At 43.3% G+C, this 19,364-nt stretch carries 18 protein-coding genes; 1 reads left to right on the top strand and 17 read right to left on the bottom strand.

Annotated features, from left to right (window positions below):
- Positions 1-111: 111 nt before the first annotated feature.
- The 17 genes from J7E38_RS21030 to J7E38_RS20950 form a co-directional block, all read right to left on the bottom strand.
- Positions 112-630: a DinB family protein gene (locus tag J7E38_RS21030; protein ID WP_214704223.1), complete on the bottom strand. Its 519-nt coding sequence runs from the start codon at positions 628-630 to the stop codon at positions 112-114.
- Positions 631-731: 101 nt separating this feature from the next.
- Entirely contained in the window at positions 732-1,175 is a 444-nt protein-coding gene (locus J7E38_RS21025; protein ID WP_353049963.1) for a hypothetical protein, read from the bottom strand.
- A gap of 194 nt (positions 1,176-1,369) precedes the next feature.
- Positions 1,370-3,298 carry a DNA mismatch repair endonuclease MutL gene (mutL, locus tag J7E38_RS21020; RefSeq protein WP_214704218.1) on the bottom strand — a complete coding sequence of 643 codons (1,929 nt, stop codon included), beginning with the start codon at positions 3,296-3,298 and terminating at the stop codon, positions 1,370-1,372.
- A 71-nt stretch (positions 3,299-3,369) separates the two neighbouring features.
- Positions 3,370-6,021: a DNA mismatch repair protein MutS gene (gene mutS, locus J7E38_RS21015; protein ID WP_214704216.1), complete on the bottom strand. Its 2,652-nt coding sequence runs from the start codon at positions 6,019-6,021 to the stop codon at positions 3,370-3,372.
- Positions 6,022-6,280: 259 nt separating this feature from the next.
- Entirely contained in the window at positions 6,281-7,414 is a 1,134-nt protein-coding gene (locus J7E38_RS21010; protein ID WP_214704215.1) for an ABC transporter permease, read from the bottom strand.
- The gene (locus J7E38_RS21005) at positions 7,407-8,597 is read right to left on the bottom strand and encodes an ABC transporter permease (RefSeq protein ID WP_214704214.1); all 1,191 of its coding nucleotides are present in this window, start codon (positions 8,595-8,597) and stop codon (positions 7,407-7,409) included. The genes J7E38_RS21010 and J7E38_RS21005 overlap by 8 nt, the downstream gene beginning before the upstream one ends.
- 13 nt (positions 8,598-8,610) lie before the next feature.
- Positions 8,611-9,552 carry an ABC transporter ATP-binding protein gene (locus J7E38_RS21000; RefSeq protein ID WP_251030414.1) on the bottom strand — a complete coding sequence of 314 codons (942 nt, stop codon included), beginning with the start codon at positions 9,550-9,552 and terminating at the stop codon, positions 8,611-8,613.
- Positions 9,553-9,703: 151 nt separating this feature from the next.
- Positions 9,704-10,321, bottom strand: coding sequence for a response regulator transcription factor (locus J7E38_RS20995; protein ID WP_251030426.1), 618 nt, complete (start codon positions 10,319-10,321; stop codon positions 9,704-9,706).
- Complete coding sequence (locus J7E38_RS20990; RefSeq protein ID WP_214704210.1) at positions 10,308-11,351, bottom strand: sensor histidine kinase; 1,044 nt, start codon at positions 11,349-11,351, stop codon at positions 10,308-10,310. Before J7E38_RS20990 ends, J7E38_RS20995 begins: the two co-directional genes overlap by 14 nt.
- A gap of 144 nt (positions 11,352-11,495) precedes the next feature.
- Positions 11,496-11,942, bottom strand: a complete 447-nt coding sequence (locus J7E38_RS20985; RefSeq protein ID WP_214704206.1) for a GNAT family N-acetyltransferase — start codon at positions 11,940-11,942, stop codon at positions 11,496-11,498.
- Between the two features lie 153 nt (positions 11,943-12,095).
- Positions 12,096-12,422 (bottom strand): hypothetical protein, encoded by a 327-nt coding sequence (locus J7E38_RS20980; RefSeq protein ID WP_214704205.1) that lies wholly within the window; start codon positions 12,420-12,422, stop codon positions 12,096-12,098.
- A gap of 23 nt (positions 12,423-12,445) precedes the next feature.
- On the bottom strand, positions 12,446-12,589 hold the full coding sequence (locus J7E38_RS20975) for a hypothetical protein (protein ID WP_214704201.1): 144 nt from the start codon (positions 12,587-12,589) through the stop codon (positions 12,446-12,448).
- Positions 12,590-12,770: 181 nt separating this feature from the next.
- Positions 12,771-13,235: an NUDIX hydrolase gene (locus J7E38_RS20970; protein ID WP_214704199.1), complete on the bottom strand. Its 465-nt coding sequence runs from the start codon at positions 13,233-13,235 to the stop codon at positions 12,771-12,773.
- A 412-nt stretch (positions 13,236-13,647) separates the two neighbouring features.
- Positions 13,648-14,544 carry an NrfD/PsrC family molybdoenzyme membrane anchor subunit gene (gene nrfD / locus J7E38_RS20965; protein WP_214704197.1) on the bottom strand — a complete coding sequence of 299 codons (897 nt, stop codon included), beginning with the start codon at positions 14,542-14,544 and terminating at the stop codon, positions 13,648-13,650.
- Positions 14,545-14,550: 6 nt separating this feature from the next.
- Complete coding sequence (locus tag J7E38_RS20960; RefSeq protein WP_214704188.1) at positions 14,551-15,087, bottom strand: 4Fe-4S dicluster domain-containing protein; 537 nt, start codon at positions 15,085-15,087, stop codon at positions 14,551-14,553.
- On the bottom strand, positions 15,087-17,282 hold the full coding sequence (locus J7E38_RS20955; protein WP_214704186.1) for a molybdopterin-containing oxidoreductase family protein: 2,196 nt from the start codon (positions 17,280-17,282) through the stop codon (positions 15,087-15,089). The genes J7E38_RS20960 and J7E38_RS20955 overlap by 1 nt, the downstream gene beginning before the upstream one ends.
- Positions 17,283-17,435: 153 nt before the next feature.
- Entirely contained in the window at positions 17,436-18,053 is a 618-nt protein-coding gene (locus J7E38_RS20950; protein WP_214704184.1) for a molecular chaperone TorD family protein, read from the bottom strand.
- Between the two features lie 308 nt (positions 18,054-18,361).
- Between J7E38_RS20950 and J7E38_RS20945 the strand changes: the two genes are divergently transcribed.
- The gene (locus J7E38_RS20945) at positions 18,362-19,273 is read left to right on the top strand and encodes a 4Fe-4S binding protein (RefSeq protein WP_214704179.1); all 912 of its coding nucleotides are present in this window, start codon (positions 18,362-18,364) and stop codon (positions 19,271-19,273) included.
- The last annotated feature ends 91 nt before the right edge of the window (positions 19,274-19,364 follow it).

Raw genomic sequence — 19,364 nt, 5'->3', positions numbered from 1 at the left:
CCGGAAATCTTTTTTCATATAGTCTATATGTCTCTTTGTACGTCCTGCTCAAAACTTTGCAACTCCAGGATTTCTTTTTGAAGCCATAGTATCTCTATAAACTTGGATGATTTAATATCTTAAATACTTTTGTTGAATGATTTTTAGATGATGGAGTTCATGCCCTGCAATCATATAAGCGATTGTTTCCACCGATACCTCAAATCCATTGGCATTGCCCTTATTCAGTAAAGATTTTTGCGGCAGCCCTTTTAACAAACTGATCGTTGATCTTCTAACATTTTGATAGTCTTCCAGAAGTTCAGCTATCGCTCTTTCGTAAAAAGATGCTTCTTGTACATATTCATTTTCGTCGAATCCCATCAATGGACTCTTGTCTCCACGGGCAATACGTAGGATTCTGTAGCTCATGATCCTTTCAGTATCAGTTAAATGTCCCAATACTTCTGATAAAGTCCATTTTCCTTCCGCATACCTGTAATCAGCTTGCTCTTCTGTAACCACGGAAAATAATTTGTGCGTTGATGCAAGTTGTCCGTTGAGGATCTGGATTATGTCTCCTTCTGGAATCAATTGAACATAACTCCTCATATATACTGGAAACTCTTCTAGATCTGGCCGTTTTAACATATGATCGCCACCTTTCTACTTTCGATTTCTAAATTCGTTATAATGCGGTTTATTCCTCTAACAAAATAAAAAAGGCACCAAATGCAGTGCCTTCTGGAAGTTCACTCTGATTGCTGCTTCCTAAGCCTGTTGAAATAAAGGAAAACCGGAAGCGGAATGACAATAAAACCAAGACTCTTGATAATTTGATTGACTGCCCTGTTTTTTTCCCGCTTTTGTTCCTCTTTTACATAAACTTCATAATTACTCCGCATTTCTTCTTCGCTTATTTCCGTTTTCGAACCTTCTATTTTACCAGCTATCGTCATTTGCTTATATTCTGTAAAACTTTGATAATAGCCTGTCGGGCTAGCAAGATCTGCTGCTGCCATGAAAATTGACACCCCTCCGCCTATGACCATCATTAATGTGGCAAATAAAACTAGATAAGTGTATAAATGTCTAACCACTTTTTCTCCCCCCTGCTCCTTATTTTTCACTGCAAAAGCTACAATAAAAACCAGTACCACGATCGGCATGATTGTAATTAATAACGAAAACACCACCAATGAATCTCCCCCTTTCTTTTATCATATAAAAATCAACTGGGTTGGATGATAATTTCGAAATATATTTCTATTAGTGTAAATTTACACTATTACATGCGTTTCTTAAAGCATTTTTATCCTAAAGGTGAAAAATCTTCTATCCCTGAGATGTAAAAAACAGTGTCTCCTTTTAGGAAACACTGTTTCACATCTTACATCACTCTTTTGAACATTTTCTCCATTTCATAGGTTGAATAATGGACGATGATGGGTCTGCCATGCGGGCATGTGAATGGATCAGACGAGCGGCGGAGTTCATCCAGCAAAGCCTGAATTTCGTCCATCCGCAAGTGATGATTCGCTTTGATCGATGCTTTGCAGCTCATCATGATCGCTGCTTCTTCCCTCAGCTTTTTAATATCCACCTTTTTCATCAGCAAAAGCTGTTCAATCATGTCTTCAATCAGCTCTTTTTCCTCGCCGCGAGGAAGCCACTGAGGGTGCGAGCGGACGATGAAACTGTTGTAGCCAAATGGCTCCAGGAATACACCGACCTTCTCAAGCTCATGCTGATATTCGCTGATCTTGATGCATTCATCGGCAGAATATTCAAGGGTGATTGGCACAAGCATTTCCTGCAGCTCAGTCGCCACCTGGCCAACTTTGTCCCTGAAATATTCATATTTGATCCGTTCCTGGGCAGCATGCTGGTCAATGATATATAAGCCGCGGTCATTCTGGGCAAGTATATAAGTTCCGTGCATCTGTCCGATTGGATATAAAGGAGGAACCCGGGGTGCAGATACCTGTAATGGAGATTCTTCCTCTTCCATAGAGTCCTCATTTTCAACCACGTTTGTGATTTGAACATCTTGATGTTCTTCCTGGGAATTAAACTTCGTGTCCATGAACGGCTCCTGGGCTGCGAAGGCTTTTTGCCAGTTTGGCAGCTCGGTTTTAGGAAATTCCTGCTGTCCTGCTGCTTGGTAGCGCTCGCTCAGTTCGGCTGCTTTTTCCTCGACGAAAGGTTTGCTGGCCACAGGAGTTTGCCCATTAGCCGGCCGGTTAGCAGGATGGTCCATGTGGTCAAGTTCCATAAAGGTTTGTTCCGATTGGGGCTTTTCCTTTTTCTGTGCAACAAACCCTGCTGGAATCAGCTCTTTCGTCTTGAATGCATCCTTGATGACACTGGACACTAGATGATTAAGTTCCTGTTCCTTGCTCAATCGTACTTCCATTTTTGAAGGATGGACGTTCACGTCAATGAGCAGCGGGTCCATTTCGATGTTCAGCAGGACAACCGGATAGCGGCCAATCGGGAGCAGGGTATGATACCCTTCCTGGATTGCCTTCACCAGCGCATAGTTCTTGATAAAACGTCCATTGATCATCGTCGATATATAGTTTCTTGAAGCCCTGGTAATCTCAGGCATCGAAATATAGCCGCTTATCTTATAATCCAATGATTCCCCGGAAATGGGGATCATGGATTTGACCATATTGATGCCATAAATAGCAGCGAGTACCTGCCGGACGTCTCCATTCCCGGTCGTCTTCAATAGCTGGCGTCCATTATGGACAAGCCTGAATGAAATATTCGGATTCGCGAGTGCCAGGCGATTCACGACATCTGTGATATTGCCGAGCTCAGTATGGATGGTCTTCATATATTTAAGGCGTGCAGGTGTGTTGAAAAACAGGTCAGAGATACTGATATCCGTTCCTTTTCGGCTGTCTGCTTTCTCTATCGATTGTACTTTGCCGCCTTCAATCAACACTTTATTGCCTTCCAATCCGGTCGATGTCTTCATTTCAAGCCTTGAAACAGAGGCGATACTTGGCAATGCCTCTCCCCTGAACCCAAGCGTCCTGATCCGGAACAAGTCGTTTTCATTCTTGATTTTACTGGTAGCATGTCTTTGAAAGGCGATAAGAACATCCTCTTCATCGATGCCATCGCCATTATCTGTTATACGGATCCTCGCAAGTCCTGCTTCTTCCAAATCGATTTCAATTACAGTACTGTTGGCGTCGATTGCGTTCTCGAGCAACTCTTTTACAACGGAAGCGGGACGTTCAACTACTTCACCGGCAGCGATTTTATTCGATAGTGCATCATCGAGCTGCATGATCTTTCCCATTTCTTCACCTCCAGCAATCATGAAATCAGGAGTAACCTGATCGTTCGGTTTTTAAAATCATTTATTGTTCATTACTTACGAAGCTTTTTTTGCAATTCATAGAGCGTATTCATCGCCTGTAATGGTGTCATATCGAGAATTTCAAGTCCACTCAATTGATCGAGGACTTGCTTTTCTTTCTTGCTTGTCTTATTGGTTTTTTGTTGTCCGGGATCTTCATCGAAAAATGACAGTTGTGCCGCAGCTGCTGTTTCCCTTGCCTGAAGCACACTCAGATCTTCTTCCGCAGATGCCCTAATGGTATCCAGGCTCTTCTTAAAGTCCATATCACCGGAAATCTGGTTATCCGTCTGCTCAAGGAACTGCAGGATTTCCGCAGCACGTTCAATTAGTTCCGGCGGCAACTCAGCTAGCTGAGCAACGTGGATACCATAACTTTTATCCGCAGCGCCTTCCCTGATTTTATGAAGGAAGACGACCTTGCCGTTTTGTTCCACTGCGCTGACATGGACATTTTTCAATTTATGCAATTCCTTTTCCAGGGTGGTCAATTCATGATAATGGGTAGAGAACAATGTTTTCGCGCCAATTTTGTCATGGATGTATTCAATCATTGCCTGGGCGAGAGCCATACCATCATAAGTCGAGGTCCCCCGTCCGATCTCATCGAATAGGATCAGGCTGTCGCCGGAGGCATTGATAATCGCGTTCCTCGCCTCGAGCATTTCAACCATGAATGTACTTTGACCTGAAACAAGATCGTCAGCCGCCCCGATTCTGGTGAACACCTGGTCGAAAATTGGCAGCTCAGCCTCTTCAGCAGGAACGAAACAGCCAATTTGAGCCATGATGGCGGTCAATGCAACCTGGCGCATATAAGTACTTTTACCAGACATATTCGGACCTGTAATCAACAGGACTTCGCGTTCATTGTCCATATAGCAGTCATTCGGTACATATTCCTGAGCGTCCATCACCTTTTCGACCACGGGATGGCGTCCATCCTTCAAGTGTATTCTACCGTCAGCCGAGAATACCGGTCTGGCATAATGTCTTTGTTCACTAAGCTCTGCGAAGCCTAGCAGGACATCCAGTTCACTGAGCGCCTTTGCAAGGCCCTGCAATCTCGGAATATATTCTTTGATTGTCTCGCGGATGCCGGTAAATAGCTGGTACTCAAGCTCGACGCTTTTTTCCTCGGCAGCAAGGATCAGTTCTTCCTTTTCCTTCAGCTCAGGAGTGATGAAACGCTCTGCATTGGAAAGAGTCTGCTTTCTTTCATACTGTCCTTCCTGCAGCAAATGCAAATTAGCTCTGGTCACTTCAATATAGTAGCCAAACACCCGGTTATAGCCAACCTTTAGCGATTTGATACCAGTCTTTTCCCGCTCCTCGCGCTCAAGCATCGCAATCCATGTCTTCCCATTGCGGCTGGCATCACGATATTGGTCCAGCTGCTGGTCATATCCGTCACGAATGATATTGCCCTCTTTTACAGAGATAGGAGGATTTTCCACAATTGCCTGTTCAAGTAAATCGGCAGCTTCCTCACAAGGATCGAGCCTCTCTGCCATCCTGGCTGCTTCATCATGGGAGAGATTCTCCAGTAGATCTTTGAGCACAGGCACCTGCAGCAATGATCTCTTCAGCTGCATCAAGTCTCTTGGATTCAAATTGCCAAAAGCAACGCGGCCTGCCAGACGTTCCAGGTCATATACATCCTTTAATTTTTCCCGTAATTCCTGTCGTTCGAAAAACTGGCCTACGAATAATTGGACCAGCTCCTGCCGGCGGCCGATTTCAGACTTGTCAATCAGCGGCCTGTTGATCCATTGCTTCAGCATCCTTCCGCCCATTGCTGTCATCGTCTCATCCAGCAGCCACAAAAGCGTCCCTTTTTTCGCTGTGGAGCGGATTGTTTCAGTCAGCTCTAAATTCCGCTTGGAAAAATAATCAATCTTCATATATTGCTGGACATGGTAAACCGAAACTTTTTGCAAATGGTCAAGGCTTCGCTTTTGCGTTCGGTACAGATAATTAAACAATCTTGAAGCAGTGGTGATCAGTTCCTCATTATCCAGTTCCGCGAACAAATCTGAAAAACTCTCATTTACTTCGCTGTTATCCTCTATTGAAAGGGCCAGAATGGAGCGTTCCTTGAGCTTTTTCTGGATCTCCGGCGAAAGTGTGCTTTCAATGACTACTTCCTTTGCTCCTGACATCGATAATTCGTTGACCAGCTCATCAATACTCCCTTTAATCAATGTAGCCCTGCTTTCTCCTGTTGAAAGGTCACTGCAGGCAAAACCGTACTGATTATTAGAAAATACAGATACAGTGGCAATGAAGTTATTCTCTTTTTCCAGAAGCCCTCGCCCTTCCATCACTGTTCCGGGTGTAATCAACTGGACCACTTCACGCTTTACAACGCCTTTGGCTGTCTTCGGGTCTTCCGTTTGTTCACAGATGGCCACTTTATAGCCTCTGTTTATCAACTGTTCGATATAGTTAGGAGCAGAATGGTAGGGAACTCCGCACATCGGGATCCGTTCCTCACCGCCGCCCTCTCTGCTGGTAAGTGTGATTTCAAGCTCCTGGGATGCCTTCAGCGCATCCTCAAAGAACATTTCATAAAAATCTCCGAGACGGAAAAATAAAAAGGCATCCTGGTAATCTGCCTTCACTTGCAGGTATTGCTTGATCATAGGGGTATATGCAGCCATATTATCCTCCAAAATTCACTTTGCGTTATTGTTAATTTATAGTGGTTTTCCACTTTTACCGTGTCATGTACATTTCTGATTTGAGGGCAGTGCAGCACCTCTTCTTTTAACGTTTCACGGCTCTTTCCTGTTTTCGGGCAAAGGAAAGGGCTCGCTGATTCGACTCTTACTCTAAATATCTATTATAACTCGACAAAATATAATTTTCGATAGAATCCACTTAAAAAGAATTACCAGCCCATAAATGGACTGGCAATCTTCAACTAAATTTCATTTTCCTTAAGCCTATAGTAAAAAAAATCGTACTGAAAGCGAGCAGTACTAGTGTAGAGTTGACGATTGCAGGGGTATAAAGGCTTCCACTGACAATTTCCCGAAATCCTGTAATCATCCAGCTCTGAGGCACTGCTTTAGCAATCTGCTGCATGAACTCTGGTACGATTTCGATCGGCCAATAGACTCCGCCAAGCATACACGTACTGACAATCAGCACCGCACTTAGTGCCCCAGACTGTTGTCTTGTTTTCACGATGCCAGCCATCATTAGGCCAAAGCCAACAATCGTTATGATTACCAGTGCCGCAAAAGGAGCGAAATAAACGAGATTTCCCCATGATGAACCATAAATCAGGTTCATCACCGCCATCAGGACGGATAATTGAATAGCTCCCATCAAGAAATAAGAAATTAAATATCCTGCCATCACCTGGGCTTTGGAAGCAGGAGAAGTGAGCAGCCGCTGCCAGGTCCCGCCGATTCTTTCATCAAGGATGGCCGATGCAGCTCCTGAAATGCCAAACATCATGAACATGATCGTAAAGCCAATCGCCAGCATGCCCACAGATTCTGATTCTGATTGTTCTTTTTTGGCTATTTGCCTGTTCACTCCGATCGGTTCCTTTGCTGCCACTTCGCCGATCATATCAAAAGCTTTTTCATTGCCTTGTGCCGCGTTGACTTCTAATGACTGTCCAACTGTCCTTCCGACTCCTTTGACATAATTGTTCAAAGAAAGATACTCTTGGGTTTTTCTTTGGACAATCATTTGAAAAAGCGGTTTTTCCTGTTCATAATTTCCTATCATTGATTCAGCCATGACCACTGCTGCGATTGCTTTCTGGTTTTCGACCGAATCTCTTGCTGCTTTTTCACTAGCCCGCTGCCATTTGTACTGGCTGTTAGAGGATAAGAGCTTCATGATGGAGCCATCTGAATCTTCTTTTGATTCTACGACCATGACTACTGGCTTATTATTTTCAGAGGATCCACCTGAGCCAATTCCGCCAAAAATCAAGCTGAACATTATTGGTATGACAAACATCAAAATGATGGCAGAAGGTGTTTTGAACATTGTTTTCAGATGTAAAACCGCAATGGAGAATACTTTAAGCATGTGAAGCCCTCCTTTTTACAGAAAGGGATGCAAACGCAAGTACAAGCGAACCAATCCCTATGGCGATTAAAATACCCGCTTCCACCAATACTTGCCACAAGTCTGCTCCGGTCATCAGATCAAGGAACGTCTGGAGTGCAAGGGCATTAGGAAGGATTTTCACGACTGAGTTCATCCACTCCGGAAAAACATATAACGGGACCATGCTTCCCCCAACAGCCGCCATGATCTGCGTGCCAAGCATACCAGCCGCATTGAACGTTTTCTCTGTTTTCACAAGCGTGCCCAGAAGGACTCCAAGACCGCATACGCTAAAAACGAAAGACAGGCCAACTACCATGACAGCCAACATTGAATTTCCCCAATCAACGCCGTACAGGTATCTTGTTCCGATGATGATGATGAAAAATTGGATTGAGGACAGGAACAGTAAACCGACGAATTTGCCTAAAAGGTAATCAGTATTGGTCAACTTGGTGATTAGCAGACGATTAAAAACATCTTGTTCCTTTTCTTCAATCATTGTGCTTACACCCGTAATAACAGTCATAAGCAGGAACATCACTCCCATTCCTGCTGCATAATACTGGAACGACCCTACAGGCTTCTGTTCCTGCTTCACTGCTACCTCTTCGACAAGGTCAAAGGCTGGAATGGCAGACGTGGCAAATGCAGAAACAGACTTACCAGGGTCTGGCGGACCCGCAACCTTTATCGCTGCCACATTTACGGCAGCACCCTGCGCAAATTGCAGCACCACGCTTTCAACGATCGATGACTGAATCGAAGCAGATGGAATGGAGATGATTCGAACTTTTGATTGTTCACCTAAAATAATATAATCCGAAAAATTTCGTGGAAGAATGACACCCACGGAGATGGCCTGCTGTTTTAATTGATCTTTTAGTTCGTCTTCGCCCATTTCCTCAGCAGAAATAAGATCTGGCAGTCCTTCCATAAAGACTTCTTCCTCTAATACCTTGCCAAGAGCACCTTCATCAAGATTGACAATTCCAATCTTGAATTTTTTAATGGGAGCTTCATCATCTTTTCCCATCATATTGCCGAAGGCTGCACCAAGAATACCAATTAATAAAATCGGCATGAAAATAAGTGTCAGCAACGCTTTTTTATCTCTTCCAATCAGGAGCGCATCCTTCAATGCCAGCCACCAAAATCCCATGATAATCCCCCCCTCAGTCCCTTAAGCTTCGTCCAGTCAAATGGAGGAAGACACTTTCAAGATTCGGTTCAACGATTTCAACAGATGTGATATCGAATCCAGCTCCAGTTACTGTCTGAATCAATTCACTCAAGACCTTTTGCGGTTCATTATGGAAGATGGCAAGTTCACCATCTTGGATAGCCAAATCCTCTTCAGGCACTAACGGACTCAGGGCCTTCTTTATGTTCCCTGGTTCGTGCGCTTCCGAAAAATTCATCACAATCCGAGACCGATCACCGATTGTCTCCCTTAATTCAGAAATGGTTCCTGAAGTGATGAATTCTCCATTGTCCATAATGCCAATCTTTTCACAAAGGTACTCGACTTCCTCCATATAATGACTTGTATAAATGACAGTCATCCCTGCTTGATTAAGCTTTTTTACTGTTTCAAGAATGTGGCTCCGGGATTGGGGATCGATCCCTACAGTAGGCTCATCCATGATCAATAATTCAGGATTATGTAAAATGGCAGCTCCAATATTGACTCTCCGCTTCATTCCTCCAGAAAAAGTCGCAACCTTTTCCTTTGCCCGATCAGCCAGTCCGATGATTTCCAGCACATCGTTGATCCTCTTTTGCAGGTTATGTCCCCTTAAACCGTACATCCTCCCCCAGAAAGCAAGGTTTTCCCTTGCACTCATTGTCTGATAAAGAGCAATTTCCTGCGGAACGATCCCTAAGAGTCCCTGTCCTCTTTTGGGCTGCCTGATCATATCAATCCCAGCAATCTCGATGCTTCCTGAACTTGGAGGAAACAGTCCGGATACCATTTGGATTGTCGTTGTCTTACCGGCGCCATTAGGGCCAAGCAGACCAAATGATTCTCCCTTATTAACAGAAAAAGAGACATTTTTTACAGCCTCAAAATCTTTGAATCTCTTGGTTACCTGATTAACTTGAAGTACTTGCAACAAAAACACCTGCTTTCGGACTATTATTCTTCCATTATCGCAAAAAAAATCCCGACATGAAATAATTACCAGTAAAAATATATTCATTCCAAAAAAAATCTCTAAGGTATTTGAGAATAAATAAAAAACAGGACAGTTATACGCCCTGTTGTTAAGAGTAGAATACATTGTATTTCCTGGCGGTTTCTACCCATTCATAACGCTTGTGGGTACCGAGCTTCTCACCGATTTTCTGCCGGTGGTTTTCTACGGTTTTCACTGAAATGTCAAGCCTTTCTGCAATATCTTTTTGTGAATATCCTTTAACAGTCAGGACGAAAACTTCTTTTTCGCGTTTGGTTATCGGGAGGTCGACCAGATTAAAATGATCTTCTACTGAACCTTCTTCCCAAACATGCGTATCGAATACCTTCTGGTTTGCCAAAATCTGATCAAGGGACTGGATGAGATCATCCCGTTTCAACTGTTTGATTAAAAAGCCGTCAGCTCCTGCCTCATACGCTTTCTTCTGGTAGCCGATATCATCGTGCATCGAGAAGATGACAATCTTGGCCGCCGGCAGCAATTTTCTTAATCTTACCAGAGTTGACATACCATCCAATCCGCCAGGCATCGAAAGGTCTAGCAGTACGAGGTCTGCGGGAAAATTTTCTGCAGCTTTTACAGCCTCATAACCATCACAGGCACAGATCCTTCCATCAATGCAAAATGATTGTTGGAGAAGCATGCTCAATCCATCCCTGACAATCTCATGGTCATCGATGATCATTAAATTCACTTTCCCTCTCTCCCTCCGCTTTGATCAAGGATACAAACCCTTCCACTCTTGTAGGTCCACCCTCTTTGCTAAGCCATTTAATATCTCCATCCAGCATTTTGCAGCGCTCATACATATGCTTTAAGCCAAGCCCTTTCTTTTTACAGCCTTCTGTTAAAAATCCGCTTCCGTTATCGAATAAATTGAAGAAGACATATTGGTAATAGGTTTTTAAATGAATGGAAACATAGGTTGCTTGACCGTGGCGAACCGCATTTGCGACACTTTCCTGTATGACTCTGAATAGATGGAGCTCTTTTTCCGGGTCAGGCTCCTGTTCTTTATCCAGTTCCAATTCAAGGAAAATCTCAATCTGATATAATTTCCGCCAGTCCTTTACTGCCTGGCGAAGTGATTTTTCGAGACCGATATCGTAGACAATTTCTGGCCGGAGGCTTTTGGTCAGCTGTTTGATATTTTCGAGCGTTTTTTCCATGACATTCATCATATTGAAAAGATGATGCTGATATTTCTCATCGCTGATTCCCTGTTTTATGACCTCCAGGCCAAGGAATATACTATAAACACTTTGGCCTATATGGTCATGCAATTCCCTGGCAATCCTCTTACGTTCTGCCTCCTGGGCAAGCAGCGTCTCCCGGACAAGCAGCTCATGGAACCTGGCGCGTTCGCTGTTTTCATTTTGCACAGGCTGGCGGATCCGCAAGACAAAATAGGTTTCTTCAGCAATGTTCAGTTTTTTCAAGGACATTTCAAACTCTTCAAGGCCTTCATATACAGCCAAATGGGAGTTAAAAGATGGAATTGGCTCATCCGCTGTAAGAATACAGCGGTTCTCATGCTCATTCACTTCACGTTCCTGGCAATAGGTACAGTAAGGCACCTTCTCTCCGAGTTTCCATCCTGTCATCTCGAGCGCCTTTTCATTGAGGTAATGAATCGTCCGAACTGTATCCATGACAATCATACCCTCAGGCAGATAATTCACAATGTCTGCCAAGTATTCTGTTTGCATCAACATAGCAATCCCTCACAACTGCGGTCTCTTTACAACTCCATTGTAACCTCAGTTTTTGTGGGTAAAGTGTTTTGTTTATTAACATTGAGTGACATCTTCGCACGAATGCACTAAAAAAAGACCCATTTAGAGTCCTCTGATTCAGTGCTATAATTTTTTTTGGTATTTACTATGATGATCAGTTTCGCCCATATATTCAAAGCCGTTGTCTATATAGAACTGGTTCAATTTCCTGTTATCCGCAACGCAATCTAATTTGAGGAAGGATTTGTCTGTGGATATGTTTTGATAAATCCAGGACAATAGTTCGCTTCCAACACCTTTTCCAATCCATTCCGGTGAAATGGCCAATCTATGCAAATAAAGTGAATCCCTAGCGACATCATCACCAAAGATATGTTGATCCCATTCACTCTGGCCTTCCGAAATAGTAAAGGTTGCAATCACTTCATCCTCATGCAAAACGATATAAGTTTCCTTCTTTTTTATGGCATGCAGGATTTCTTCATCATCCCCGCCACTAAGAAGGTATCTCCACTGATTGATCCCATTGTCCTTCATCCACTGTGCAATTCGCTTTAATAACTGGACCACCTTTTGACCCTCATTCACATTAGCTATTTTTATCAGAGATTCTTGGAGCAAAATACCACCCTGCTTTCCATCTTTTTTATAGGATTTCGGGATAAATGCAAATTCTCCTCTAAAAAAAAACAGGCTGATTTCAGCCTGTTCATAAAAAATGGACTATTTCAATGATTTAAGGACTTCCTCGATATCCTCCTGGACCATTTCTGTACCCTTCGCCATTGTCCTGACGTCCCTTGAGGCCCAGTAGTCATAAAGCCGTGCCAGATCATTCCGATTATATACCTGATTCCCATAGTGGCTGTAAAAATAGGCCACCAAAAGGTTCGCAACATTAGCCGGAAGCTTGTTCCGCGTCGAAATCGAACGAAGCGCAATCTTCTCAAGCCCGCGGATGGTATGGTCAGTAATTTTCTCAACTACTTCGATCGGTGTGGCAGTTTCACAGAAAGAAAGGAATTCTGGATCAGTTATTTGTCTACTCATAGTAAATCTCCTGCTTCATTTTTTCAGATCGCTTTAAGCGCATTTTCCAAAAGTTCAATGTCATTGGCAATTGATTTCTTTATTGTCACATCTTCACAACGCTGAAAATCTCTCTTCAGCTTTTTTAATTCTTGGTGGAAGATCTGAAATTCATAGTTGATATCCATAATCACCCTCATTATTCTTTGCTGTTCTACGAAATATTTTCCCACTAAATGCATCCATCAAACTATTTTTATGTAAGGTAAAGGTGATTAAGCTAACATTACCATTAAGCAGGTGTGAAAGAAAAGAGGTAATTTGGGGCATTTGATTAACCCAAATAGCATAGATTTATCTTCTATCACCTTATTTATCAAACTGACAGCTGGTTGTGACTCTACCCAGCGACAGGACTTTTCGAACAGCCCAGCGCTGGTGCTCGTGAAACAGTATTTCAATGGCTGTGTCCAATTCGGCCCATTCCAGGTGATGGTCTGGTTCAGCAGGCCCATCAGCTTGTCCGGCAATTTGAGCTAAATAGAAATCTCCTTCAGACAAATAATATTGTTGATCATTTTTCGAATAAAAATATTGCTTCGCTTTGCCAATCCATTCACCGACTGTAAGAATGTTGGCGGTTTCTTCAATACCTTCCCTAACGAGACATTCCTCATGTGTTTCTCCATCTTCCAGGCCGCCACCCGGAAGGAAATACTTCCCATCATCTGTCCGGATCAAGGCGATTTGATTCCTATCGTTTAAAATCAATCCATAAACACCTGGTCTCCATTTGTACCTGATGTCTGCTTCCTTTTTACCAAAGATTATCATATTCGTATCCTCTTAGTTTTTGAGGTGCATTTTAAGATATTATCGCTGGAAATACCTGTTAATGTCAACAAACTGAACCGGGATGCGGGTTCAGCTTAATTATTGGTTTTTTTTTTGGGATCCTTCTTCTGCAGCCGGCATTTTTGGGAGCACGACTATACGTCAGATATTTCCGGGTAGCGACGCTAGAGCTTTGTCTGAACATGACACTACTTCAGACATTTCCCGCTATTGATGCCAAAGTTTTGTACGAACACGATCCCACTTCGAACATTTCCGCCTGCTGTTGCTTAAGTTTTGTCCGAACTTATACCTACTTCATTCATTCCCCCCTGCTGATACCAAGGTAACAAAGCCAAATAAAAAATGCGTGAAGTCTTCTACCAAGACTTCACGCTGATTCGTATTCTTCTTATAAAAAGATTACCGGGACTGCTGCTGCGAGCAACAGATAACGAAGGATGAAACCTCCGGCAAGGACGGCGCTTTCGGTTATTAGGGTTGTGGCAATTCCATTTGTACCCCCTACTGCAACCTCAAGTCCTGCGCGGCTGCTATTCAGCTTTCTGAAGTTAAACAACTCCAGCCCTTCGATGATGATTGGCACAATCAGCCCTATCACAATCAATCCAATCCAGAAGATTGCGCTGTATGCGCCTGTCAACAGCATGGATACCGATTGGGCAGCCGATTCATTGGTTGAAGATGTGATTAAGAACATCGTGAAAATCAGGAATACTTCCGCAATCAGCAGCGATAAGTGGATTTTTTTGATGGACATCACATGATGGATGACTTTTTTATCCATGAGCGATGCCGTTAACATTGTGCCGGCAATCCCTGTTGAGAAAGCAGATACAACAAACAGGATTGGCAAAATGGCTGTGTTCCAAAGTGGTACCGCACCAATGACACCAATCAGGAAGCCGGTGTAAATCGCTGTTGCTACAGCAAAAATCATGCCGATATATTCGATTATTTTGTTAGTATCTTTTTTCAACAATTCCATCACGGCCATATAGGCTGCAGCCATCATGAAGAAGCTGATGAAATAAGTCCCGATCGTCATGACTGACTTGAAATTCGTGAACAAATAGATGAAGCGCAACGGATCTTTCAATCCTGCCTCAGCATCGACGATGAGAAGCAATAGACCTATTCCCATCAGGATTGGACTGATCAGCCTGCCAGCAAAACGGACGGCAACAGCATCAGGATATTTCCTTGCTGCATAGGAAGAGGTTAAGAACGCTCCGGCACTCAGCCCGGCCAGGAATAAATAAGCTGCGATAATTGTTCCCCAAACCATTTATAATCACCTCACGTAGTATATTTTTGCCTTCCCTAAATCCGGCCTCAAAGGCTGGGCATTCAATTTTACAATCGCCTTTGATACTTCACTGTTCGGGTCATCAAGGTCACCGAAAATCCGGGCATTGCTGATGCATGTCGTAACGCAAGCCGGCTGTTTTCCTTCCGCCACGAGTTCGGAACAGAAACGGCATTTTTCCACTACTCCTGTCTCGTGATTCTGTGTTCTTGCTCCGTAATGGCATGCAACCATACAATACTTGCAGCCTATACATTTTTCAGAGTCTATGAGTACAATGCCTTCATCAGTCATGTAGGTAGCCTTTGTCGGGCAGACACTTACACATGGTGCATCCTCGCAATGCTGACATTGCACGGGGATGATTTCATTCTTGACGTTCGGGAAAACACCCGTTTCTTTTTCATAAAATTTAATAAAAGACTCTTCTACCGGAAGCTCATTCTGCATCTGGCAGCTTACCCGGCATGCATAACAGCCGACGCATTTTCTTGTGTCGATCAACATTCCATAGCGTGCCATCAGCCATTCACCTTCCTTACCTTCACGATTACTTCGTGAATATTTCCTGCTCCGCTCCATTTTTCAAAATCGAACGGTACATGCTCCATATAGCCAAAGCCCACACCGTATCCGGTTTTTAAATCCTTGGATGTGATCCCATAGTGGCTTGGAACAAAAATTGCCTCGGGATGGATCCTTTCCGTTACTTTAACGCGGATTTTGCTGGTAGCTTCACTGGATTTCACTTCTACCAGATCCCCATCCTTTATTCCCAACGCTTTGGCACGAACAGGGTTGATCCAGATTCTTTCTAAATCATAATCCTTTGTTATCTGCATCAAAATTGGTATATTCGCAGTTTGGGTGTGGCTGTGGATCGCCTGTTTGCCTGTGATCAACCGGAAAGAATCATCTGCAGGACTAACTTTTGGCTCGATCCATTCGACAATAGGCTTAAATCCGGCTGCTTTATACGTTTCACTGTAGAATTCAATTTTTCCAGATGGCGTTTTTAATTTCGGCATTTCGCCCATCGTAAGTTCCTCGGCAGGGAACATGATGGTTCCTTTTTCTCTCAGCTGCTTATACGTGATACCAGTCGGTGCGAGCATAGCTTCGTTCAATTCATCCAGAGTGAAATTGAAATATTGGCCAACACCGCACGCTTTCGCTAACTCTGTGTAAATCTCATGGATTGGCTTTGTCTCTGGATGGACTTTATCAACCATTTGCTGTCTTAAAGCGATTCCCGGTACTTTCCCGGATAACTCTTCAATGACCTCGTCACGTTCGATATAGGTGACTTCCGGAAGAACATAGTGGGACAATTGAGCCGTTTCAGACATTTGGACATCGATTGCTACTACCAGATCCATTTTTGAGAATGCTTCTTTCATCACTTTAGGGTTTCCATAGCCAAGGGCAGCATTAGAATGATAGTAAATAGCCGCCTTCATTTTTCCTTCAAGTGCCTCCTTCGCGACGATTGTTGCCACGCCGCTACCCTGGTAGGCAAGAGGGAATTCCTTTTTGCCTGCCTTTGGCAACACTGGTTCTTTCGGGTTTGGATATTTCGCTTCATCCAATTTACCCATATGGGGTTTAGCTCCAAAGATACTTCCGCCTTTTTGCTGAAAATTACCCAGCAGAGCATTGAACATGGCGACGGCACGGCCCGTTTCTGTGCTATTTTCATAGTTGCAGCCAAATGCGCCTCTCCAAGATTGTTCAATAAGAGCCTTGGGTTTTGCTTTCCCCATATCGATTGCAATTCGGGAGATATCGTCCGCAGGAATACCTGTAATCCCCTCTGCCCATTGTGGAGTGTATTTTACCAATTCATTGGCGTATGCTTCAAAACCAACTGTATACTTTTTAATGAATTCCAAATCATGAAGGTTTTCCTTTATTAAAACATGTGACATTGCCAGCACTAGCGCAAGGTCTGTACCTGGACGAATGGCCAGCCATTCAGTGGCGAGATTGCCTGTGTTATTCAATCGCGGATCCACGATGACAATCTTTGCACCATTGTCCCTGGCAGCTGCCAAAGACTGGACCGAACTCGGACGAATTCCATCGCCGTAGCTCCTGCCAATGAACATGATGTATTTTGCATTGCTTATGTCAGCACTCGTTGCAGTTACTCCGACTGTATGAAGAAAACCGGCATCTCTTGAATTTGAACAAACGACATGATGTGTATAATAATTGGCCGAGCCAAGCGCATTAATGAAGCGTGGAGAATAGAATTTTCCAGAAGCTCTTGGGTCTTCTGTAAGCGCCACTGCCTGCGGACCATGTTCGTTGATGATCTTAGTCAATTTTTCAGCAATTTCTTTATAGGCCTGCTCCCAGGTAATAGGCTTGAATTTATTTTTTCCAATCCGTTTCAATGGCTGGGTCAGCCTGTCTTTTGAATAAACAACTGTCGCATATCCATGTCCTCTGGCACAAAGTTTGCCTTTGGAATACGGATGATCTGGATGCCCAGTAAGCTTCCATAAACGCCCATTTTTAACGTGGCCAACCATTCCGCATTTGCTTGAGCATGCATTGCATGTACTGGGAATTTCTTTAATTTCCGCGTTAGCACTAGCTTTTACATATTCTTTGGACCATTCATTAAAACCCACAGTCCCCGCCGATGCCAGGGCAGCTGTCGCGGCAGAAGCTTTAATGAATCGGCGCCTTGATAGTTTTGTTTTTAGCATTATACTTGCCCTCCTTTTTCTCTTGACCCATTTCCGCCTTCAGCCAGGCAGGCAGCTTCGTAAATCTTTAACAGATTTAAACCAGCCTTTCCTCCTTGCAATCGTCTCATTGCTTCCACCGAAAGCATCACCACCTTTATGTTGCTTACCTTTTTAAAAACTCATTTTTTGCTGCGCATCAATTACTTTTATTAAAAAACCAGTAATTGCTCCATAGAAAGGAGGGCTCGATTTTTCTATTAGTTGTATTTCAAATTCGCCCAGCCAGTCCAGGTGATCCTCAATGAACTCACTACTGAATTTTTCAGGAGCATGCTCGATGAAATATGCTGCCAGCTCAAGCAGAATAGACAAATGATCGGGAATGCCCTTGTACTGAATCGGAATTTCCATTTGCAGTTCATTTAAAATGAACCTAATGTGCATGGCGGGATCACCTTGCAGGTAGCCTTTTTCCCGAGCAAATGGAAGAGTACAAGTTTCATCCTGTGTCCATGGTTTATATAGCGACTCTATCGGGAGAACGGCTTTCTCTTCTGCAGACCCGATCGCCTTTCTATGTATTTCGCAAAAATGCTCAAAATTATCAGGCAAGATCCCCTCTAATGGAAATTCAAAACCATATAAATCCCTGGCCATTAACTCAAGCTTTTTCAGTAAATGGTTTTGCTCGATCTCTTTCCATGTCTCCAAAGCAGGCGGCTTATATAAGTCTGCAATAATCGTAAAAACCATTGCAGTTTCGGCTCTCTTTTCGATTGACTCCATCATCTGGTTACACCACCTTTCGATTACATCTTCACTATATGGCAACCAAGTTTGTGAAACAATGAACATTCTATGGAGAATAGGCTTTTTATATGTGAAGGATTTCACCTAACATGACTGGAGGATTTTCACTGGAATTCTTACAACTCACTGTGCTAGATCACCTCTGTTCTACTTTTTTCGTTTTTCGTGCTAGAGGGTTTGTGACCATTCCTTTACATCTATTTGAATTTCTGACGAACACACCTTTTTTAAAAGAATTTAATCGTAAAATGGTAGTGTAGTAAAAATGAATGTTGAGGTGACCTTCAATGTCGCTGGTTGGCAATTGGATTGAAAGCTTGAGTTATGAATTGGAGATTTCCTCCTCCTGTACAAGAAAGATCAGTCACATGAGTTCCTGTTCAGCCTGCATGGACGAATGCCCCACAGAAGCCATAAGTGTGGAAAATGGGGAATTAAATATTAGCAAACAATCATGCACGACCTGTGGTGTCTGTATCACGGTTTGCCCAGTACAAGCAATCAAAGGGCAATCACCACCCAGGAGAATCATTCAAAATCACATTTTGCTGGGGGATGGCTCTGCTTTACCAACTGTCGCGGAACTTCTTTATTATCATAAGAAAGGAATACGGCGTGTCTATGAACCATTAGTGAGCGAGGAGCTAATGGAGAATGTCAAGCAGGCAAATGACATTCTTGCAAAAATAGAATTTGAGCCCCTATCCATTGTAAATAAAGTTGAATTGGATAGAGAAGATCAGCCGAGGATATCAAGACGTGCCTTTTTTGCCAAGCTTACTTCAGACAGCAAAAAGACCGTTCTTTCTTCTATGACTCCAATTAAGTGGCGGTTCAATGAAAACAGCTTCAAAACTTCGAACCTATTTAAAGGGTGGTCATTTTATCAGGTAAAATTGAATCAAGAAGATTGTACATTATGCGAGGCATGTTTCGCGATTTGTCCTTCTGAAGTATTCCGCCTTGTTGATGATTCATTGAAACTTACAGACCATAACTGCAGCGGCTGCCGTCTTTGCAGTGATATTTGCAAAGAAAATTCGGTGCAAATCTTCTATAAAGTCCATAAGAGTGAGGAAGAAAGCCGACCGGTTGTCAAAACCAACTGTCAAAAATGCCACACCCCCTTTCATTCCTGGAGTGCAAGAGAATTATGCCCAATTTGCAGCTCCGTTGAAAAACCGAATTTCTTTCTATAAACACATGATCGAAAAGAGGCGGCATCCATCCCTGGTTACTTACAGGGTGTCCGCCGCCTGATTTATAGTCTTTTTTGCGTAAAAAAAAACT

Origin of the sequence: Bacillus sp. ISL-35, from assembly GCF_018613355.1 — a bacterium.
In the GTDB taxonomy this organism is placed as follows: domain Bacteria; phylum Bacillota; class Bacilli; order Bacillales; family Cytobacillaceae; genus Mesobacillus.
The sequence above is the reverse complement of the archived record's forward strand: the minus strand, read 5'-3'. Positions and strand labels throughout refer to the sequence as shown.